This is a genomic window from Cyclobacterium salsum, from assembly GCF_010119245.1.
GTDB lineage: Bacteria > Bacteroidota > Bacteroidia > Cytophagales > Cyclobacteriaceae > Cyclobacterium > Cyclobacterium salsum.
The window spans coordinates 717485-739149 of record NZ_WNKG01000001.1 but is presented as its reverse complement, the minus strand read 5'-3'; the positions used below and the strand labels follow the sequence as shown (position 1 = coordinate 739149).

The following is a 21665-nucleotide window of genomic DNA, read 5'->3' as shown; positions in this document are numbered from 1 at the left end:
GGTATTCAAGCATTGTATCCCGCTCAAACTTTCGTGTCGGGGGACAGGTTACTGCCCCGCAATCCCTTACGGCACATACACTCGACCGTTGGGCACAAGCTAAAAATATAAACCAAATAAATAATGTGTAACGAAAAACTAAAAACCTTTTTAAAAAAGGGCGCCGAAATTACAGGTGGAATTGTTGGTGGGGCTGTTGGATTAATTGGCGGTCCAATTGGCTCAATTGCAGGTGGGGGGTTGGGAGTTTTATCTGCTCAACTTATTCAAGAAATAATTAAGAGAAGCTTATCGAATAGACAACAAATCAGAATAGCAGCCACTTCTACATTTATCTTCGATGGAATTAAGACAAGATTAGATAATGGAGAAACTATAAGAAATGACAATTTTTTTGAAAGAAGTATTTATGACAGAAGTAATGCGGAAGAACTTTTTGAAGGAACTCTATTGAGGTGCGCTAATCAATTTCAAGAGAAAAAAATAATTCATATATCTAAAATTTTTGAAGAGACAGTATTCACAGATACAATCTCGCCAGAAACAGCTAACCAACTATTAGAATTAGCAAATTCACTAACTTACAGAAAGCTAAGTCTCATTTCATTCTATGGTAGAAGAAGATCCGATTTAAGTAATGTTACTATAATGAAAGACCCTTATACTTGGTATCCACACATTAGTTTGACTACCAATGAGAAAATGCTTAATCAAGATTTATATGAACTTATAAATTCAGATTTACTATATAATAATAATACTGCTATGTTTTCTAATAATGACATTTTACCTGACAAAATTACTTTAACTAAAACTGGACAAGATTTATTTGAAATTATGGACTTGAAAGAAATTGATAAAAATTACATATTAAATATAGTTAGAGATTTAAAGTATAAAACCGAATGGGGACGAAGTACAAACGGAACAATAAATGGGGAAAGACCTGAATAAAGCCAGTACCCAACAACTAAGTTTTCCCTGCTCTGGCGGGGCAGGCTGTGCGGCTTGTAAAGCCAAGCATGAAAATGGTGTTGCGCTGCCTGCCCCGATCTTTTCGGGGAAACCGGTGAAGTGCTTATGGAGTTTGAGTCGGGATTTTTGGGTCGCCTAAGCTGCCATGTCAGGTCAAAAAGTGAATTACCGATACCAGAATTCATTTAAAAAGGAAAAAAACAGGATTATTTCAGCTATTCCCTCCGCCGCGGAGAGCATAGGAGATTTTAACGGTAACACCAACCAAAAATGCAATAAATACGCGACGGGTTTAATCAAGCAGTAAAAAAATCAAGTACTTTCCCGGATGATCAGCCTGGATTTGATGACCTCGTGTCTTTTCTTATGGGCCTCCCCGGAGCAGGCTATCTCCTCCAGCAGTACCCGGGCGGCCATTTCCCCCATTTCAAAAGAGGGTTGGGCCATGGTGGTAATGGCCGGACTGATGAATCGGCTGGTTTCATCGTTTCCGAACCCGGCAATGGACAATTGTTCCGGAACCTGAATCCCCAATTGGTGGGCTGCGTGCATGGCCCCAATAGCCAGAATATCCGCAAAACAAACGAGTCCATCCGGCTGGTCCGCATGGGCCCATAACTGTTGCAGGGCTTCCCCGGCAAGGTCAAAAGTAAAATCTTCCAGGGTAATGATTAAGTGCTGCTTCACTTGTAAGCCTGCCGCCTGCAGTGCCATATGATAGCCTTCCAGTCTATCCTTGCACACCCCCAGGGCAAGCGGGCCACCGATATAGGCGATATTTTTTCTTCCTCTTTCTATCAAATGGTTGGTTAAAATAAAAGCTCCGTTTTTATCGTCTGTTTTTATTTTTGAGGTTCCCAGATTGGCACAGGCCCTTTCATAAAGCACCACCGGCACCTCCCTATCGATTACATGTTGCACATGATCAAAAGTCCAGGTCTCCTTGGAAAAAGAGATGATAATGCCATCTACTTTACTATTGGCCAGGGTTTCCACAATTTCAACTTCTTTATTGAAGGATTCGCCGGATTGGAAAATCATCACTTTATAGCCCTCCTGATAGGCCATGTTTTCGATCCCTGAAATGGAATTGGACCAGAAATAGCGGTTGATGGTCGGCACAACCACGCCGATGATTTTGGTTTTCTTGCTACTCAGGCTACTGGCCAGCAGGTTGGGGTGGTAATCCATGGATTTGGCCATTTTCAGCACAGCCTCTTTGGTCTCCTTTTTTATTTCCGAGGAATTCCGCAGTGCACGGGATACGGTTGCGATAGAAACCTGAAGCTTTTCGGCAATATCCTTTATGGTAGTGGGTTTTTTCATAAGGGGCAAAGATTACTGAAATCAGCACAAACATAAGACCATGTTCCAAAGGTACTACTGAATAATGAGTATCAGACGCAAGAGAAATACAATTTGTTAACAAAAGACCCGATTTTTTAGATTTTTAATAAATGTAAACGTTTTCGATAACGTTTACAATATAAAACTTCTATTAATATTGATTTTTAACTTTTTTATAGCTTAAAATCCTATTATTATTGGAATAATATTCTGATAAACTATTATTTTAATTAATAATATTGTGAAACCTAAAATCAACCAAAAATGAAAACAAAATTACTATTATGTTTGGCCCTACTCTTTATGGGAGGAGTGGGCCTGGCATTTGGACAATCGGTCCAGGTAAGTGGTACTGTTTTGGATGAATCCGATCAGCCACTTCCGGGAGCCAGTATACTGGTCAAAGGTACCAGTACGGGAACGGTCACGGATATTGATGGGGAATACCAAATAAATGTGCCCAATCAGGATGCTACCCTGGTATTTTCATTTCTGGGCTATATCACCCAGGAGGTGTCATTAAATAACAGGCAGGTAATAGATGTGAGCCTGGAGCCCGATATGTCTGAATTGGGCGAAGTAGTGGTCGTAGGTTACGGTACCCAAAAGAAAAGTGACTTAACGGGAGCGGTAGCAACAATCGGCGGAAGAGATTTGGCAGACCGGCGTACTCCTAACGTCTCTCAGGCCTTGCAAGGTCAGGTATCAGGTGTTATGGTAACCCGGAACAACAATGCGCCCGGTTCCTCCGCCAATATCCGGATCAGGGGGGTTACCACCATCGGGGATAGCAATCCGTTGATTATCATGGATGGCGTGCCGGTTAATAGCATTGACCATATCAACCCAAATGACATCGAAAGTATTTCTGTACTGAAGGATGCGGCATCAGCCTCCATATATGGTTCCCGGGCAGCAGCCGGAGTGATTCTGGTTACCACCAAACGGGCAAAGAAGGGAGAGTTGAGTCTGAATTATAACTTTGAATACGGAACGGAAGTACCCACCAGAATTCCGGAATATGTGGATGTGATTAGGTACATGGAAATTGTCAATGAATTGCGGTGGAATGACAATGGAAATGATGGCAACGAATACCCCTTGTATCCACAGGAAATGGTGGAAAACTACATGGAACTGAACGCTTCCAATCCTGATTTATACCCCAATACGGATTGGGTGGGCTTGATTTTGAAAAGTAACGCCCCCAGGCAACGGCATTCCCTGGATATTTCCGGTGGGAGTGAGGCTATTCGGACCAAAGCTTCCATCGTTTATGATAAATTTGATGCTTTATACGAAGGAAGGACATTTGAAAGGGTTACGGCCAGAGTCAATACCGATGGAAACATTACCGATAGGTTAGGGTTTACTGCTGATATATTTTTAAGGAGGGAGATTCTCAACCAGCCCAGCATCGATCCCATTTATTACATGAATATTTCTGCCCCTGTATATGCTGCCGAATGGCAGGACGGAAGGGTAGCTGAAGGCAAAACCGGAGCCAATATTTATGGGCAATTAAAGTATGGCGGATTCAGGCAAAACTGGGAAAACCAGGTCGGAGGTCGCCTGGGCCTCAATTATGAGGTAATGGAGGGATTGAAGATTTCCGCCATTGCTTCTCCCAATTTTGGCTTTAATAAAGGTAAGAATTTTCAAAAAAGGGTCACCTATTCCGCCTGGGATGATCCAGCGGCAACCCTAGGTACCCTGCAATGGGCCAATTCAACCAACCTAAGTGAGTCACGAAACGACAATTATAATTTGACGACTCAGTTATTGGTGAATTACGATAAGGTAATTGGAAAGCATAACCTCAGTTTAATGGCAGGGAATGAGAGTTTTCAGGCCTTTTATGAAAACCTGGGGGCGTCCAGGGATCAGTTTTTGCTGGACAATTATCCCTACCTGAACCTGGGGCCATTGGAATTTAGGGGCAATAGTGGGAGTGCCTTTGAAAACGCGTACAATTCCTGGTTTGGAAGGGTTTCCTATAATTATGAAGAGAAATATTTTCTTCAGGGGAATATACGCTACGATGCTTCCTCCCGATTTGCACAGGATTACCGCTGGGGATCATTTCCATCTTTTTCAGCAGGATGGGTACTGACCAAAGAAAGTTTCTTACAGGATGCAAGTGCCATTTCCTTCCTTAAACTCAGAGGGTCTTACGGGACCTTGGGCAATGAACGGATAGGGAATTATCCTTACCAATCCACCATAGGCTTTAGTAATGTACTTTTCCATCAGGGTTCTAACGTGGTTTCTTCCCAATCTGCTGCGCAGTGGCAATACGCCATACCCGATATTTCCTGGGAAAAAACTTCTTCCTACAACATTGGAGTGGATGCCAATTTCCTGAATTACCGACTGAGTTTTTCCGGTGAATATTTTAAAAAGACCACCCGCGATATGTTGTTGCCCCTGGAAATTCCTGATTATATAGGCTTTGATAATCCGGAGCAGAATACCGGTGAAATGTATACCGAGGGCTGGGAACTCGATATGGGCTGGGCCGACGATATCAACGAGCTGAGTTATTCCGTAAATTTCAACCTGTCAGATTTTCGTTCCGTGATGGGTGATCTTGGAGGCATACAGTTCCTGGGAAATCAGGTAAGGATGGAAGGGTCCGAGTTTGACGAATGGTATGGATATGTCTCTGATGGACTGTACCAGAGTCAGGAAGAAGTGAATAATTCTGCCGTAATGAATGCAAATGTACGTCCCGGGGATGTGAAATATGTGGACATCAGTGGACCCAATGGTGAGCCGGATGGGAGGATCTCCCCGGAGTACGACCGGGTACTACTCGGAGGTAGCATGCCAAGATTCCTGTATGGTGGCAATATCCGCCTGGACTATAAAAACGTTGATTTTGGTGTGGTTATTCAAGGGGTAGGCAAACAAAATTCGCGTCTTTCCGGACTGATGGTACAACCCATCATGGAAAATTGGGGCCATGTTCCAAAAATTCTGGACGGTGAATTCTGGAGCACCTACAACACCGATCAGGAAAACAGGGAAGTGAGTTATCCGAGACTTTCCAGGAACAGTGATGGCAATAATTTTGCCATGTCCGATTTCTGGTTGATCAACGGTGCCTATTTCAGACTAAAGAACATTTCCCTGGGATATACCCTGCCAAGGCCTGTGGTAGAAAGATTGGGTATGCAAAATATTAGGGTTTACACCAATGCTTCGGATGTCTGGACGGTCAACAGCTACCCTCCAGGTTGGGATCCGGAAGTTTCGGCAAGTGGATATCCGATAACCACTTCCTTTTTAATGGGTGTTTCTGTACAATTCTAAATTAAAGTCAGTCATGAAATTAAAATCAATCATATATACTGGATTATTATTGGGCGGGGTATCCTGTGCTGAATTGGATTTGAATCCGCTTTCAGAAGGATCGAGTGAGGCCTGGTATTCCAATGAGACAGAGGTAGAAATGTCTGTTAATGACCTGTTCAGAATGGTTTTTTGGCCCGGATATAGCGATTCCTGGACGGATGATTACACCAACAGGGAAGCACTTACTCCGGTTACCAATGCTACTATCAATGGGGAATGGGGAACGGTAAACTCTATCTGGAGCAATACCTTCAAGGTTATTGCCAGGTCCAATACCATTCTTTTAAACCTGGATAAGATTGAAGGTACGGTCCCGGAACAAACCCTTGATAAATTTGCGGGCAATGCCCATTTTGTGCGGGCAGCCAAATATGGAGAGTTGGTTTTCCTTTACGGGGATGTGGTCCATTCCACGACTATCCTGGATCTGGATGAAGCCTTTACCATGTCCAGAACCGATAAAAACACGGTAAAAGAAGCCGTGTACGAAGATTTCGACCGGGCTGCAGAATTATTGCCGGAAACCTATGGGTCTTCAGAAAACAAATTGGCCACCAAAGGGGCTGCTTATGCGCTCAAAGCCCGCTTTGCTTTGCAAATGGGGGATTTTGCTATAGCCAGAGATGCGGCAAAGGCTTGTATGGACCTGGAGATATACGAACTCTATCCGGATTATTCGGAGTTATTTCTGACCAGTACAAGAAATCCCCAGGAAGTGATCTTTGCCATGCCCAGATCCCGGGCCTTGAATGTTACCTGGGGAGTAAGAAATTACCTTCCGAGAAACAGAGGCGGCTGGGGTGGTGCCGTAGCTCCCTCTTGGGACCTGTTACATGCCTATTTATGCACAGATGGTTTGCCCATAGACGAATCACCCCTTTATGATCCCCAAAACCCATTTGCCAACAGGGATCCTCGCTGTGCAGCCACCATTGTTCCCTTTGGATCCCGACACCTTGATTTCTCCTATCAGCCTCATCCGGATTCTACCATGGTGATGAACTTCAATACAGGAAGCATGCAGACGAATAATGATACCCGTTCGGTTGCTCAGTTTGCCTCATTCAATGGACTACTTATGAAAAAAGGAGTGGATGAAGAATGGCTTCAAAATTTCCAGGCGGAGAACGATGAGATTTTAATGCGCTATGCAGACGTGTTGCTGATGTACGCCGAGGCTAAAATAGAACTGGGAGAAATTGATCCTAGCGTACATGAGGCCATGAACGCGGTCCGCGCCCGCGCTTATGGTGTGGACCCTGCTGAAACCGATGCTTACCCCGCCATAACTACTACAGATCAGGCAGCTTTACGAACTCTTTTGAGAACCGAAAGAAGGATGGAGTTTGGTTTTGAAGGGATCCGTTACAGCGATATAATCCGATGGGAGATAGCAGAAAAAGTCTTAAATAGGGATATATATGGCATGTTGGATGTAGAAGAACTGAAGGAGAAAGTAGTGGACCAGGATCTTTGGTTTTTCCCCATGACTCCGGAAATTGATGAAGATGGGGTCGCAGACCTTTCTCCCATGTATGACGCTGGATTGGTAAAAAGATTGGCCATCCGAAGATTTGAGGCACCCAAACAATATCTTTGGCCAATTCCGTCTAAGGAAATTCTAATAAATAATAATCTGGACCAAAACCCGGGATATTAATTTTTGAGTTTTCCAATTAATAATTCTCTCATTCAGGCCGCTTTTTGGCCCGGATGAGAGAATTTATACCCTTTCCAGAAAAGTGGTGTTTTCTCTTTACTTTCCAGGGCGGTGAACCGTTTTCGCAATTGATTATGAAAAATGTATTTTCCTTACCTATATTATATTTTTGCTTCACCACCTTGGCTTTGGCTTATCAGCATAGCAGTCCGGGCGTAGAGAAGCCTAATTTTATATTTATTTATTCGGATGATCAGCGCTACGATGCATTGGGTGCCAATGGAAATCCCGTGATAATTACCCCAGAGTTGGATCTGTTGGCACGTCAGGGTATTCAATTTACGAATGCCAATGTTGTATTTGCATTATGCAGTCCCAGCCGGGCAGCATTTTTGACAGGAAGGTATGGAAGCTCCAACGGTGTATTGGAATTGGGAAGTGATTTAAAGCAGGGAGAAAAAACGATAGCACAATACCTGAAGGAGGAGGGCTACCTTACCGGAATGTCAGGCAAATGGCATATTGGCAAAAAGCCGTCGGAAACAGGATTTGATTTTTCGGTATTCTTTACAGGCAACGGCGATTACTACAACAGGTTGATTTATGATGAAGGAAAAGCCATTACACCTGAAATTCACTGTGACCAGTACTGTGCAAGCCGCTCAGTTGACTTCTTAAAAGATGCCGTAGCGAGCGATAAACCCTTTTTCCTATTCCACAATACCCAATTGCCACATATGAATGGTGCTTTGATTTGGGATGCCAAAGAAAAAACCAAGGCTCAATACAGGCTTGAAAATATGCCAGTGGCTAACAGTCGCCTGGATGATCTTGTCGATAAACCTGAATACCTTCGAACGGTTAGAAATTTAACCCAGGCAAGAAGCTATGGTTATCCGAATGCAGACTCAATTAAGAGTCATACCAGGGATTACTATGCAGTAATTACGGAAATGGATCATTTTTTATCCGAACTTTTTGAATCCATAGAAACGCTTGGCCTTCGAGACAATACCTATATTTTTTTTATGAGTGATAATGGCTGGATGCTGGGAGAACATGGTTTTACCAGTAAAGTGTTACCCTACCGGCCATCCACCCACGTACCTTTTTTTGTGCTAGGGCCAGAACTGGCTCCAGGTGTTAACCAGGAATTGGTCCTCAATATTGACAGCAGAAAGATCCGGATGAAATTGATAATTTGGCGAAAAATGACAAGTTTAAGCCAGTGATTCAAAATGCCCAACAAAAAATACGGGCACATAAATTATTAAATAATTAGTTAAATAAGAAATGATTCATTAACTTAATAAAGAGATGATAATGAAAAAATGGATGGTATTCATGGCTTTGGTAAGCCTATTTCTCTCTGGATGTAATAGGGCAGACGATACGCCTGAATCGGAGGTACCCCGTTCCATCAGCGGTATCTATCCCCACCTGGCCTATTACAATGAGGAAGGCGAATGTGGCACCGGTGCCGTAGTGCCCTGGGCAGATAAGCTTTGGGTGGTGACCTATGGTCCCCATTTCCCCTTCGGCTCATCGGATAAACTCTATGAGATCAATACGGATCTGAGTTTTACCACCCGGGAAGAAAGCATAGGAGGAACCCCGGCCAACCGGATGATCCACAAGGAAAGCGAGCAACTGTTTATTGGCCCCTATGCCATTGACAAAACCGGTAATGTGCGAGCCATCTCGTATGAAACCATGCCGGGCCGCCATACCGGAAATGCCCGGCATCTGACAGACCCGGCCAATATGATTTATTACGGTACCATGGAGGAGGGTTTTTACGAAGTGGATGTGAACAGCCTGGAGACCAAGACCTTATACGTAGACGGGAATGTAACCCGCAAAGAAGGGGAAATGGCGCAGGAAGCGGAATTGCTGCTGGGAGCCCATGGGAAAGGGCTGTATTCCGGACAGGGGGTAATGGTCTACTCAAACAACGGAGAGACCGGTCAGGAAGCCCTTGAAGATTTTTCTATAGAAGCTGGAGCCCTGTACGAATGGGATGGGGCCGATTGGCACCTGATCAGAAGAAATCAATTTGTGGAAGTGACGGGCCCGGGGGGAATTTATGGTAACCCAAATCCGGATACCGACCCGATTTGGGCCACCGGATGGGATCACAAATCGGTGATCCTGGGTGTGCGGGATGCCAGCGAAGGTTGGGAGTTTTTTCGACTTCCCAAAGCCAGTCACAGCTACGATGGGGCACATGGCTGGAACACCGAATGGCCCCGCATCCGGGATGTGGGCACGGAGGAAGCGCCGGATTACCTGATGACCATGCACGGCATGTTCTGGAAATTTCCGGAGACCTTCCAAAAGGGCCAAACTGCCGGTATCCGGCCACGCTCTGCATACCTGAAGGTCATCGGCGATTTTACCCGCTGGCAGGACGGATTGGTTTTTGGCTGCGATGACTCTGCCCAGCGGGAATTTCTAAACAAGCGCAGTGCCAAAGGAAATATAGAAGGCCCGGGGCAATCCAACTCCAATCTCTGGTTTACCGATATGGACATGCCGGATAAATTGGGGCCTGCCACCGCCAATGGTGCCCTCTGGCTGGAGGAGCAGGTAAGGGCCAATGAACCCTCCGAACCCATGCTGTTTTCAGGCTGGCAGGAGAAAAATGTATGGCTGCAAAACCAGGGCGATAAGGCAGTAAATTTCACCCTTGAAATTGATCGGTCAGGTAATGGAGAATGGGAAGAACTGGAAGAAGTTTCTCTGGACGGAGCTGAAAGTAGCTGGCTTTCCTTCGATCAGGAAACTGCTGGAGAGTGGATCCGTGTCCTAAGCGATGCCGCTACCCGGGCCACTGTGCATTTGGCTTTTTCCAATCCGGAAAGCCGATCGGCCTATCAAGAGAATATTTTTCAGGGAATTCATTCCATTGAGGAAGATGAATTTATGGGGGGACTGTTGTACGGATTAGGCGATAACCGAAGGAAACTGGGCATTGCTGCGAGGCGTTATCAGGGAGAAAGCACTGAAAATGCCGGTTATTATGAAATGGACGAGAAGCTTCAATTGGTCAAAGTGAACGATCCCGAAACAGAGGCTTTTATCAACGAGGGTTTTGCCATTCCGGAAAACGTATTCGAGGTGGATGAAGCATCCGTGTTGATAAAAGACGATCAGGGCAGGAGCTGGCGACTCCCCAAAGGAGCGGCAGCCTTTACGGATCCATCGCTGAAAGGAAAGCTGCGCATTGCCCGAGAGGTAGCTACTGAAAGGGATTTATTCAATTGTCACGGTACTTTCTATGAATTGCCGGCAGAAAATGCCGACGGATTTGCCAAGATCAGGCCCGTCGCCTCCCATACCTTGCGTATCAATGATTATGCCTCCTACAGGGGCATGTTGCTGCTGACAGGGGTGGACCCTGAAGCAGCGGCTACCAATGAGCATATTATACTTTCGGAAGATGGCGAACTGGCGGTTTGGGCCGGGGTGATCGATGACCTGTGGAAACTGGGCAAACCGGTAGGTAAGGGAGGTCCCTGGGCCGGTACGGCAGTAGAAGCCGGGGTTCCATCCGACCCGTATTTGTTTGCCTTTTATGATCAGCGGAAATTGGAGCTTCAGCATGACGCTTCGGAGGAAGTTACCTTTACCATTCAATTTGAACCCATCGGCCATGGCCCCTGGATGGATTGGAAAGAAGTTACGGTAGCCCCGGGTCAAACCCATCTGGAGACCTTTCCGGAGGAGATGGAGGCCAGGTGGGTTCGCTTGGTGGCGAACAATAAATGTACCGCTACAGCCCTATTTACCTATGAATAAAGGCATAGATTTGTTATTGAATTATAATGGTTGAACCTGGTTTAAAAATATTGGCCTATAGTCTAACACTGTTGATCGGTTTGGCTGCGAGCTTACAAGACCCGCAGGAGGATCAGGTAGAAAACAGGCGTTTGATTGAGGAAGTAGAAACCGATTCCATCCGCTACGAGCTGTTTGTCATAGAAGATGCTGAGGGGACTGCCCAGGAATACCTGGCCGAAATTTTTACTCCGGTTTGTCATACCGATAAATGCTATCCGGTGTATATTAATTTTTACTGGGACCTGCTGGGCAATTTCCAGCAATTTGAAATGCCAGAAGGTGAAATTCTGACCAAGCTGGATCATATTCCCTTTGAAGAGGAGGATTATGACCAATTGGAAGCCATACTCAGCAATAAAAATTCCATTCTGCGGGATTATTCCATCACGGATTTGGTAGGGAGCACCAACACGGCAGAATCCAATGGGGTAGATGCCGTAACGGGTGCGACCTCCAAAACCATTCAGAATGAAGTGATATCGGGAGCGGTTTATTCCTGTTACACCCTTTGGCACCTGGCCCATGGCAATCTTGCTGAAAGGACAAGAGCACATACGGAAGATCAGCATACCGATGAGACCTTAATTCGGTTTTTAGAGAGCGGCCATCATCCTTACCAATACTGGGCGCTGGAAAAAATTCAGGAAAAGGGTGCTGAAAATGATCCCCGGTTTGCGGAGCCCTTGCTGCAAATGATCAGGGGAAAGAATATTTTCCTGGCTACCCATATACTGGAAGAATTACCGACGGAGATGTTTCAGTCTCAGGAACGGCAGGCCTGGCTCTGGGAAACCTTCGAACAAGCTCCATACCGCCTTCAAACGGATATTTTGGAAAAGATGGCTTCGCTGGAATTGAAGCCGGAAAGCCAAATGAAGCTATTGGCCCAATTAGAAGAAAGCAATCCTGCCCAGCGAAATAAGTTATTTGAGGTGTTGCGAAAACAGCAAAATCTGGGAAAGGCGCAGCAAGAAATGATATTGACCTATCTGGGAAAAGGCTTGTGGGAGCAGGAATTGCTCGCAGTGCTGGAGATCCAGCACAAACCTGAGAAAGAGGTAAAAAAAGCATTGAAAAATAATCGATAATTACTATAAACGAACCCAAAACATGAAACGAATCATCCTAACCTGTTGCCTGTTGCTAGGCATATCCCTGGTATCCTTCGCCCAAAATAGGGTATTGGTAGAAGCAGAATCCTTTGAAGACATCGGAGGCTGGGTAATCGACCAACAATCCTTTGACGTACTCTATTCCTCATACCTCATGGCACATGGAATGGGCAGACCTGTGGAAGATGCCCGGACTACGGTCCATTTTTCAGAGGGAGGAAAGTACCACGTATGGGTGAGGACCAAAGATTGGGCACCTTTTCCTACCGGGCCGGGGGAATTTCAACTCGCCATTAATGAGGAGCCGCTGGAAGATTCTTTTGGAGTAAGTGGTTCTGCCGACTGGGATTGGTACTACGGTGGGCAAGTAGATATGCAGAAGGGCGAAAACACCCTTGAAGCCAAGGATCTCACGGGCTTTAATGGCCGTTTTGATGCCATTTATTTTTCTACGGAGGAGGGGGATGTGCCCACCAACGACAACGAAGCACTACTGGCTTTCCGGAAAGAAATGTTGAATTTGACCGAAAAAGCCAAAGATGTGGGGCAATTTGATCTGGTTGTTGTCGGAGGAGGTATGGCAGGCACCTGTGCAGCCATCTCCGGAGCACGTATGGGATTGAAGGTGGCGTTGATACAAAACCGGCCGGTTTTGGGAGGTAATAACAGTTCCGAAATCCGGGTGCACCTAATGGGCCGGGTGGATCAAAACCATAATGCCAAATTGGGCCGGATTGTCAGAGAATTGGATAATGGGGATCCCGGAAATGGAAACCCGGATGCGGATCGTTACGGAGACGAGCGAAAATTGCAGATTGTACGGGCAGAGCCCAATATTTCCCTCCACTTGAATACCCACGTTTACGAAGTGGAAATGGAGGACAATACGATCAAAGCAGTAATCGGCCGAGACATCGCTACCAATCAGGAATATCGTTTTGAAGGGGTTTATTTTTCCGATTGCACCGGAGATGGTACGCTGGGTTACCTGGCAGGAGCAGAGTACCGAATGGGCCGTGAAAGCCGGGCCGAGACCGGTGAATCCCTGGCCCCAGAAGAGTCGGATGATTTCACCCTGGGAACCTCTAATCTTTGGGCCTCCCTGGAGCGGGAGGAGCCTTCTGATTTTCCAGAAACGCCCTGGGCGATTCAGTTTTCGGACGAATACCATATTGACGATCACAAAGCCGACTGGCAATGGGAAACCGGATTTGGTAATTTCAATACCATTTATGAAGCCGAGGAGATCCGGGACCATAATTTGCGGGCGATTTACGGCAACTGGTCGTACCTGAAAAACGAGAAACCGGAAAAGTATAGCCACCATGAACTGGCCTGGGTAGCTTATATCGGAGGTAAGCGCGAGTCCAGACGGTTGATGGGCGACCATGTTTTGACTCAGATGGACATACAGGACGGAATCATGTATCCGGACGGAAGTGTGACCGCCACCTGGACCATTGACCTGCATTTTCCGGATGCGAAAAACTCCCAGTATTTCGAGGGTGAAGAGTTCTTTGCCGCCACCAAGCACATCAAAGTTCAGCCCTATACCATCCCTTACCGTTGTTTGTATTCCAGAAATATAGACAATTTGTATATGGCGGGAAGGGATATCAGTACCACCCATGTGGCTTTCGGGAGTACCCGCGTCATGAGAACCTGCGGGATGATGGGGGAAGCGGTTGGCTATGCGGCTTATGTGGCCAGGAAGAACAATGCTAGTCCCAGAGAGGTATATACCCTGCACCTCAACGAATTTATGGACATCATTGAATCGCCATTAAGCATTCACAACCTCCCGACTTTGCCCCAGGATTGATTGCATGGAACTACTTGATTTTTTAACGATCGGCATTTTTACTGGAGTTATCCTTATTGCCGGCCTGTCTTTCGGAAAACAGGGCGGGGATATGAAATCGTTTTTTGCTGCGGGAGGGGCTGTGCCATGGCCCATAAATGGGTTGTCCTTGTTTATGAGTTTTTTCTCAGCAGGAACATTTGTGGTTTGGGGTTCCATTGCTTACGAATGGGGATGGGTGGCCATTTCCATTCAGATGGCCATGTGCATCAGTGGTTTTTTGATCGGGGCATATATCGCACCAAAGTGGAAAAATGCCCAGGTGCTTACCGTTGCCGAATACCTTACCCAAAGATTTGGAAGGAAAACGCAGCAGTATTACACCTATGTTTTTCTGGTGTTATCCCTGGGATATACCGGAGCTTTTTTATATCCCGTTGCTAAGATTCTCAATGTGGTTACCGGTTTTGATATTTACCATGCGATCATGTTATTGGGTGCAATTATCATGATATACACGGCAGTAGGGGGGCTTTGGGCGGTGGTGGTCACAGACGTGCTGCAGTTTGTCATTCTAACGGCCGCGGTATTGATTGTACTGCCCTTATCTCTGGAAAAAGTAGGTGGTTTCCAGCAGTTTGTCCAGGCTGCTCCGGATACCTTTTTCCATTTATTCAATGAGGAATATAACTTTTGGTTCATTTTAGCCTTTGTGGGATACAATACCGTATTTATTGGCGGGAATTGGGCGTATGTGCAGCGGTATACCTCCGTGGCGGATACCCGTTCAGCGCAAAAAGTCGGCTACTTGTTTGGCGCACTGTATTTGATCAGTCCCTTGATTTGGATGTTGCCGCCCATGATTTACCGGGTGGTGGATCCGGGTTTGGTCGGCCTGGAAACCGAGGGTGCCTACCTGATGATGTGTATGAATGTGCTACCGGTGGGGATGCTGGGCTTGATGTTGGGGGGTATGATTTTTGCTACGGCCAGTTCAGTCAATACCTCCCTCAACCTGGCAGCGGCAGTGTTGACCAACGATGTATACAAACCCTTGTTTCCGGGTTCCAAGGCGATCCATTTGATGCGCGTAGCCCGCTGGGCCACGTTGATTTTTGGCTTAGGTACGGTTGGGGTTGCCTTTCTGGTGCCGATGGCAGGAGGAATCGTGGAAGTAGTCCTGAGCATCGGGGCCGTCACAGGTGGTGCTTTGTATGCCCCGGCCATCTGGGGCTTGTTTTCAAAAAGGCAAACCGGAACCAGTATTCTGACCGTTACGGCCATCAGTCTCCTGATTAATCTGCATTTTAAATTTATCCAACCCTTGCTTAATGGATTTACACTAAATAGAAGTGAGGAGATGGTACTGGGGGTAGTCCTGCCGTTATTGCTTCTGGCTGCGTATGAAATTTATGCCGCTAAAAAAGGTAAAATAAGCGAAAGGTTAACATTTTTCAGGGATTGGAAGCAGCGGGAAGGAGAACCAAACGATTCCCATTACAAAGAAGCCGAGATCCAAAACCGCTTTGGCATCAAAGTGATCGGTTTGGCGCTGGTTTCCATAGGGATAATGTTTTTGGTGCTGGGCCTGATTGCAGAAAAGGGGATCTTCTATACGCTATTGATGGGTGGGATAATTTTAGTTTTAGGCTTCGGCCTGGTGAAATATACGCGGACGAATAGGAAGGGAAGTTAATAGTAAAATCAATTGAGGGAATAAATATTTGGTATGATCAAGGAAGGTTTTAATACTGGAAAAAGAGGATTAAAAACAGCCAGCATCACTTCGGATTTGGTGATTGTGGGCGGTGGAATGGCAGGCACCTGTTGTGCCATCACGGCGGCCAGACAGGGGCTAAACGTAACGCTCGTGCAGGACAGGCCGGTACTGGGCGGAAATGGGTCCTCAGAAATCAGGCTTTGGATGCTGGGGGCCACTTCTCATATGGGTAATAATAACCGCTGGGCCAGGGAAGGAGGGGTCATGGACGAAATTTTGGTGGAAAACCTTTATCGCAACCCGGAAGGTAATCCATTGATATTGGATACCATTCTGATCGAGAAAATATCCCTTGAACCCAACATTAAATTACTTTTAAACACGGCCATGTATGATTTGGTCAAAAGGGGAGCCGATGAAATCGATTATGTGTTGGCGTTTTGCAGTCAAAATTCCACCCAATACCATCTAAAATCCCCCTTATTCGTAGATGCTTCCGGGGATGGTATCATGGCATTTTTGGCAGGTGCCGCTTTCCGGATGGGAGCTGAATCTGCCGATGAATTTGACGAACCCTTTGCTCCGGATCACAAATACGGGGAATTGCTGGGGCATAGCCTGTATTTCTACAGCAAGGATACCGGAAAGCCTGTTCGATTTGTGGCCCCGTCCTACACCAATAAAGAACTAGCAAAATTACCCCGTTTTAAATCCTTTAACCTCAAGGATCATGGTTGCCGGCTTTGGTGGGTCGAGTATGGGGGGAGGAGGGACACCATCCACGAAAGTGAAAATATCAAATGGGAACTTTGGCGGGTGATTTACGGGATCTGGGATTACCTTAAGAATTCAGGGGAGTTTCCTGATATGGATACCCATACCCTGGAATGGGTAGGAACCATTCCAGGCAAAAGGGAGAGCAGGCGCTTTGAAGGGCCGTTTATGTTGTCCCAAAAAGACCTGGTGCAACAGCGGCAATTTGACGATGCCGTTTCCTTTGGGGGTTGGGCGTTGGACCTGCATCCGGCTGATGGGGTATACGGAGATCAACCCGGTTGTACCCAATGGCATACCAAGGGAGTATATCAGATTCCCTACCGGATCATGTACAGCAAAAACGTTAAAAACCTGTTTTTGGCGGGACGAATAGTAAGTAGCAGCCACGTGGCATTCGGGTCCACCCGGGTAATGGCGACTTGCGGACACAATGCACAGGCAGTGGCCATGGCTGCCGTTTTGTGCAAGGAAAAAGAGCTGGCACCTGCGGAAGTAACTGGCAGTTCAACCATGCAACTGCTTCAGCGCCGCCTGATCAGATCCGGACAGTATATACCCGGAATAAAATTGTCGGATCCAGATGAATTGGCACAGCAGGCCACCATAAATACATCGGACACATTTACGCTCAAAGGCCTTCCCGCCGATGGCCCCTGGAAGTCATTGGAATTTGCCATGGCCCAGATGCTGCCTTTACAAAAAGGGAAAATTCCGGCGATTAGATTCCAGGTTAAAGCGGCTGAACCTACCCAAATAACCGTTAGGCTTCTGAAAAGTCTGAAGAGGGGAAACTTTACTCCTGAAGTTATTTTGGCTGAAGAGACATTTGATTTAACTTTAGGTGATCGGTTTATAACAGTTGATTTACAATGTAATATAGAAAATTCAGAATATTATTTTGTGGGCTTTTCTGCCAATGATAAGGTGCAAATCAAATGCTCCGAAACCCGTTTGACGGGCATATTGACGGTTTTTCAAAAGTTTAATAAAGCAGTAGCCACCAGTAGCAGGCAAGAACCGCCCGAAAACATTGGTATGGAGGCATTTGACTTCTGGTTGCCCGAGCGCAGACCTGCGGGACATAACCTGAGTTTTGAGCTGGAAAGCCCGGTGAACTGCTATTCTTCCGAGCAATTGGTCAATGGATTTTTCCGCCCTACCACTCGGACCAATGCCTGGGTGGCGGCCATAAATGAGAGTCAACCGTTTGTTGAGTTGAAGTGGGATAAAACACAAGTAATCAGTGAAATAAAATTGTTTTTTGATACCGACTTTGATCATGCGATGGAATCTACATTAATGGGGCATCCCGAGTCCGTGATGCCATTTTGTGTGAGAAAATTTTCCATTTTTGATGGGAATGGGACACTTCTGTCCGAGGTTCGGGAAAATCATCAGTCCAGCTACACCCTGAAACTGGATCAACCCCTAAAAACCAAATCGCTAACATTCAGGCTGGAACATCCTTCCGCTACTACCCCTGCCGCTTTGTTTGGAATTTTGTGTTATTAATTATCTATGAAAATGAAAGCTATCTTATTATTAATCACTTCCTTTTTTCTACTGGCCACGGGTCATATTAACGATGCCCTGGCGCAACAAAATTTAGCTCCTTCGGGCATGATTTCCAGTAGTTCCTCAGAGGAGGACCGGGAGGCAAAGCTGGCCATTGATAATGATACCCGGAGCTATTGGGAAAGTGCAGCCGGGGATACGGAACCCTGGATAGCGATACGTTTTCCGGGTGCTACCGAAATCGCCGGTTTCAAGGTAATTTTCCAGGAAGGGACGGTTCCTAACGAACGCTTTCATTTTCAATATTTACTTAACGGGGATTGGAGAAACCATCATTCGGTAAATGAAAACCAAAACGATGAGGTGGCAGTTACCTTCGAAAAAGTATTGCTTACCGATCGGATACGATTGATCGCTGCCGATAAACAAGCCCTGCACATTGCCGAACTGCAAGTCCTTGGACAGCAGTATGTGGATGACAATGCAGGCGAAGTCAAGCCCCTGTTGGTTAATCAAAGCGGTTATAACCTTGGTAGGCCAAAGCGCTTTACCGCACCCGGCGTAGCCGATGAAACTCCTTTTTTGATACAGGAGAAGGGTAGTGGACAGGTAGTATTTTCGGGATTAATTGAAGGAGAAAAAGGTGATTTTTCGGAATTTGACCCGAAGTCAACCTCGGAATATCTTGTAGTTTCAGGAGATAAGACTTCTTTTCCTTTCCGTATTGGTCCTTATTGGTTGGAGCGGGTTACGTACCGGAATATGGTGGATTTTATGCTGGATGCCCGACATTATGTGGGCAATGTGGATGATATCCGACCCATATCCTTCGCCTGGAGAGACGGAGATTTTTTCAATTGGTCCATGCAGAGTCTTGTGGCCATGTACCTGTCCAATCCGGAAGCCTATGAAAGGATGGAAGTGACTTCCCGGTATGTTCCGAATGAATCTTTTCCGGAAAAATATCAAGGTTTATGGGGAGATTTAACCCCTTTTGGACCGAATACTCCTGACATTATCCAATTGATCCATTGGGATGCGGATGTGAAGGTCTCTCAAAAGTTGGACCACGAAATGCAAAAGGCCGAATTGGCCCATTTCCTCTATGCCTGGCCCTACCTAAAAAAGTGGTTGCCGGAACAAAATTTTGACCGGGTGTATGAATATGCAAGTTCGGTTTGGGAGAAAAGGGAGGTTTCCGAGCATTCCCTTTCCCAGTACGATAAGAGCCCGGAGCATAATTTGTTATCGCTTAAAACCCAATTGGGTACCACCAAGGGAGAAATGCCGCCCGGATTTTCGGTGATCCCAAATCTTATGATGTATGAAGTGAGCAAGCGTCAAAAGGAACCGGATGCGGATAGGTATTTTGATGCTGCTTACCGGCAGATGGCATGGATGATCCAAAACCTGGACTGGGAAGATCCCATGACCACCAAGGGGCAACGGATGTCCGAACACATGACCATGCGGGCATTTGCTTATTTTTATACCGAGTTTCCAGACAGGGCACCGGCAGGATTAAAAGAAAAAGTAAGGGGTTGGGCAAAAATAGCCCTTTCCCGCTCGGACAACATGTGGGATTTTAGAAAATACGATGAAGCCGAATGGACCCCTCCGGGATGGAATGAAACCGGAAATATCTTGGGGTTTCCAGCGGCAGCTTTTGCTGCCATGACCCTGCTGGAGGACAAGGAGTTGATCCGGGATATGGAGGTGTTGGCCTGGTCACATTTGGAAAATGCCTTTGGCAGAAATCCTACGGGAAGGCATTTTTCATTTAAGGGTCCGCAGGAAATAGAAGGAGTGGACCTGGGTTGGTACAGCAGGCATAAGGGAGGCATTGGCTTGCTGGACGAGGTTCCATTCGTGTTTGACGGATCACCCAAATCTTTCCATTACCCCAACTACCCGGAAGCTGGAGACCTGGGCTGGACCGAAGGCTGGGTTCAATTCAATACGGCTTTCAATTTGAGCATGGCTTACATGGCCAATTATTATACCCGTCTGGAATGCAGGCCAAACGATTCTGGTGACCTGATCATTCGTTTGGAGGCTCCGGTAAATTTTTACCCGGATAAGGAGGAGCCGGTTAGGGTTTGGCTTACCAATAAAGCCGGTAAAAGCATCCCTGTGGAATTGAAAGAAGCCTCTCCCTTTTCCCTGGCACTGGAGGGAAGGGTAAAACTACAGGATTCCGAAATTAGCGTTGGAGCTCATGTCCTTCCACTGGAGGAAAATGATCAGCTCAAGCTGAGTTATGGGCATGGTTTTTTTGAAAAAAGTGTCACGGTTAGTTGGGAATAATCAATCAAATTTTAAAATCATATGGTTCCGGTATATCCGAATGCGGGATAAGAATGGGCCTGATATAATTCTATATTCAACTGATTGAGAAAGGGTATAGCTGGTCAGGTTTCCACTACTCAAAGCTTCTTGTTGGTTGAAAAACGGGACATGTTTGTGGATTTTAGGTGTTTGATTCTTTTTTGTATTTTAGTCAGATGAAGCAGGAAGAAGCCAAAAATGAAATCAAAGAACCCTTTACCGATTATGGCAGGTATTCCTATGCGGACTACCTGACCTGGCAACTGGATGAAATGGTGGAGTTGATTAAAGGTAAAGTGTTCAAAGCAGCTGCCGCACCTGGAAGAAAGCATCAGGAAGTCTCCCTGAAAATAGCTTCCCAGCTGTATTATTTGTTGAAAAACAAGACATGCAAGGTTTTCGAGGCCCCATTTGATGTTCGGCTACCGGCTTGTTCAAAAGAAAATGAAGACATCTTCACGGTAGTACAACCCGACATCTGCGTGGTATGTGACAGGAGCAAGCTGGATGAGGCAGGATGTATAGGGGCGCCTGATCTGATAGTTGAAATACTCTCTCCGGGTAACAATCGGAAAGAAATCCATAACAAATTCATCGTTTACGAAGAATCCGGAGTTAAGGAATATTGGGTCATTCATCCTTCGGAGCAGACTTTATTGGTATACACCCTCAGAGAGGGAAAATATATTCCTTCAAGACTTTTTACAGGAGGAGATATCGTATCTTCCAGCTGCATTGCAGGTTTTCACCTGGATGTAAGGGAGCTTTTTGAGGATTTGGATTAGGTATGTGGTATTCCTAACCTGAGTTCGATTTTAATAGATGGCAATTTGGTTCGTTTGAACGGTTTTGTACTTGATTCCGGACTTTTTTTGGAAAAAATGTTCAACCCTCTCCGGGGTTGCTGGAAGGATAGATTGGCTTATAAACCCCGGGTTTCGCCCGGGGTTATTATTGTTGAAGCCCTCCAGGCTTCGACGTCGAGTAGGAGCTTGTTTCTTGGGAAGTGATATGGGACCTCATTATAATGTGATTAGACTAAAGGGAAGAAGTTTCTATAGATACCAATTTAGGCTGCTGATGATTCTCTCAGTAAAAGCAGGCCTGAAGGGCCTGAACAACAATAACCGTGGGTGCAACCCACGGAAAAGCTAACAAAAACGAACCTCCAACCCCGGAAGGGGTTGAACCTTTTTACGTAAAATAGATCGAACTTTGGTTCCTACTAAA

The 21665-nt window shown here is 46.0% G+C and carries 12 protein-coding genes; 11 read left to right on the top strand and 1 reads right to left on the bottom strand.

Translation table 11 applies throughout. The features are described from left to right. Nucleotides 1-123: 123 nt before the first annotated feature. Complete coding sequence (locus GJS45_RS02810; RefSeq protein WP_162339908.1) at nucleotides 124-954, top strand: hypothetical protein; 831 nt, start codon at nucleotides 124-126, stop codon at nucleotides 952-954. Between the two features lie 333 nt (nucleotides 955-1287). Here the strand turns inward: GJS45_RS02810 and GJS45_RS02805 are convergent, their stop codons facing one another. Then, on the bottom strand, nucleotides 1288-2301 hold the full coding sequence (locus GJS45_RS02805; RefSeq protein ID WP_162339907.1) for a LacI family DNA-binding transcriptional regulator: 1014 nt from the start codon (nucleotides 2299-2301) through the stop codon (nucleotides 1288-1290). Between the two features lie 285 nt (nucleotides 2302-2586). Between GJS45_RS02805 and GJS45_RS02800 the strand changes: the two genes are divergently transcribed. From GJS45_RS02800 to GJS45_RS02755, 10 genes are all read left to right on the top strand, one after another. Then, on the top strand, nucleotides 2587-5637 hold the full coding sequence (locus GJS45_RS02800) for a SusC/RagA family TonB-linked outer membrane protein (protein WP_162339906.1): 3051 nt from the start codon (nucleotides 2587-2589) through the stop codon (nucleotides 5635-5637). A gap of 13 nt (nucleotides 5638-5650) precedes the next feature. Further along, nucleotides 5651-7339: a RagB/SusD family nutrient uptake outer membrane protein gene (locus GJS45_RS02795; RefSeq protein ID WP_162339905.1), complete on the top strand. Its 1689-nt coding sequence runs from the start codon at nucleotides 5651-5653 to the stop codon at nucleotides 7337-7339. Nucleotides 7340-7473: 134 nt separating this feature from the next. Further along, a complete protein-coding gene (locus GJS45_RS02790) occupies nucleotides 7474-8571 on the top strand; it encodes a sulfatase-like hydrolase/transferase (protein WP_162339904.1) in 1098 nt (365 codons plus the stop codon). Nucleotides 8572-8662: 91 nt separating this feature from the next. Continuing rightward, a complete protein-coding gene (locus GJS45_RS02785) occupies nucleotides 8663-11140 on the top strand; it encodes a hypothetical protein (RefSeq protein WP_202928022.1) in 2478 nt (825 codons plus the stop codon). 50 nt (nucleotides 11141-11190) lie between these two features. After that, nucleotides 11191-12270, top strand: coding sequence for a hypothetical protein (locus GJS45_RS02780; RefSeq protein WP_235954561.1), 1080 nt, complete (start codon nucleotides 11191-11193; stop codon nucleotides 12268-12270). Between the two features lie 22 nt (nucleotides 12271-12292). Beyond that, nucleotides 12293-14116, top strand: coding sequence for an FAD-dependent oxidoreductase (locus GJS45_RS02775; protein ID WP_162339902.1), 1824 nt, complete (start codon nucleotides 12293-12295; stop codon nucleotides 14114-14116). A gap of 91 nt (nucleotides 14117-14207) precedes the next feature. After that, a complete protein-coding gene (locus tag GJS45_RS02770; RefSeq protein ID WP_235954560.1) occupies nucleotides 14208-15791 on the top strand; it encodes a sodium:solute symporter family protein in 1584 nt (527 codons plus the stop codon). 33 nt (nucleotides 15792-15824) lie between these two features. Beyond that, entirely contained in the window at nucleotides 15825-18104 is a 2280-nt protein-coding gene (locus tag GJS45_RS02765; protein WP_162339900.1) for an FAD-dependent oxidoreductase, read from the top strand. 12 nt (nucleotides 18105-18116) lie between these two features. Then, the gene (locus GJS45_RS02760) at nucleotides 18117-20414 is read left to right on the top strand and encodes a discoidin domain-containing protein (RefSeq protein WP_162339899.1); all 2298 of its coding nucleotides are present in this window, start codon (nucleotides 18117-18119) and stop codon (nucleotides 20412-20414) included. Between the two features lie 197 nt (nucleotides 20415-20611). Next, the gene (locus GJS45_RS02755; protein ID WP_162339898.1) at nucleotides 20612-21220 is read left to right on the top strand and encodes a Uma2 family endonuclease; all 609 of its coding nucleotides are present in this window, start codon (nucleotides 20612-20614) and stop codon (nucleotides 21218-21220) included. The last annotated feature ends 445 nt before the right edge of the window (nucleotides 21221-21665 follow it).

What these genes read in the sequence shown, in the direction of transcription:
- GJS45_RS02810 (WP_162339908.1), top strand. Translation starts at nt 124, where the DNA reads ATGTGTAACGAAAAACTAAAAACCTTTTTAAAAAAGGGCGCCGAAATT.
- GJS45_RS02805 (WP_162339907.1), bottom strand. Translation starts at nt 2,301, where the DNA reads ATGAAAAAACCCACTACCATAAAGGATATTGCCGAAAAGCTTCAGGTT.
- GJS45_RS02800 (WP_162339906.1), top strand. Translation starts at nt 2,587, where the DNA reads ATGAAAACAAAATTACTATTATGTTTGGCCCTACTCTTTATGGGAGGA.
- GJS45_RS02795 (WP_162339905.1), top strand. Translation starts at nt 5,651, where the DNA reads ATGAAATTAAAATCAATCATATATACTGGATTATTATTGGGCGGGGTA.
- GJS45_RS02790 (WP_162339904.1), top strand. Translation starts at nt 7,474, where the DNA reads ATGAAAAATGTATTTTCCTTACCTATATTATATTTTTGCTTCACCACC.
- GJS45_RS02785 (WP_202928022.1), top strand. Translation starts at nt 8,663, where the DNA reads ATGAAAAAATGGATGGTATTCATGGCTTTGGTAAGCCTATTTCTCTCT.
- GJS45_RS02775 (WP_162339902.1), top strand. Translation starts at nt 12,293, where the DNA reads ATGAAACGAATCATCCTAACCTGTTGCCTGTTGCTAGGCATATCCCTG.
- GJS45_RS02770 (WP_235954560.1), top strand. Translation starts at nt 14,208, where the DNA reads ATGAAATCGTTTTTTGCTGCGGGAGGGGCTGTGCCATGGCCCATAAAT.
- GJS45_RS02765 (WP_162339900.1), top strand. Translation starts at nt 15,825, where the DNA reads ATGATCAAGGAAGGTTTTAATACTGGAAAAAGAGGATTAAAAACAGCC.
- GJS45_RS02760 (WP_162339899.1), top strand. Translation starts at nt 18,117, where the DNA reads ATGAAAGCTATCTTATTATTAATCACTTCCTTTTTTCTACTGGCCACG.
- GJS45_RS02755 (WP_162339898.1), top strand. Translation starts at nt 20,612, where the DNA reads ATGAAGCAGGAAGAAGCCAAAAATGAAATCAAAGAACCCTTTACCGAT.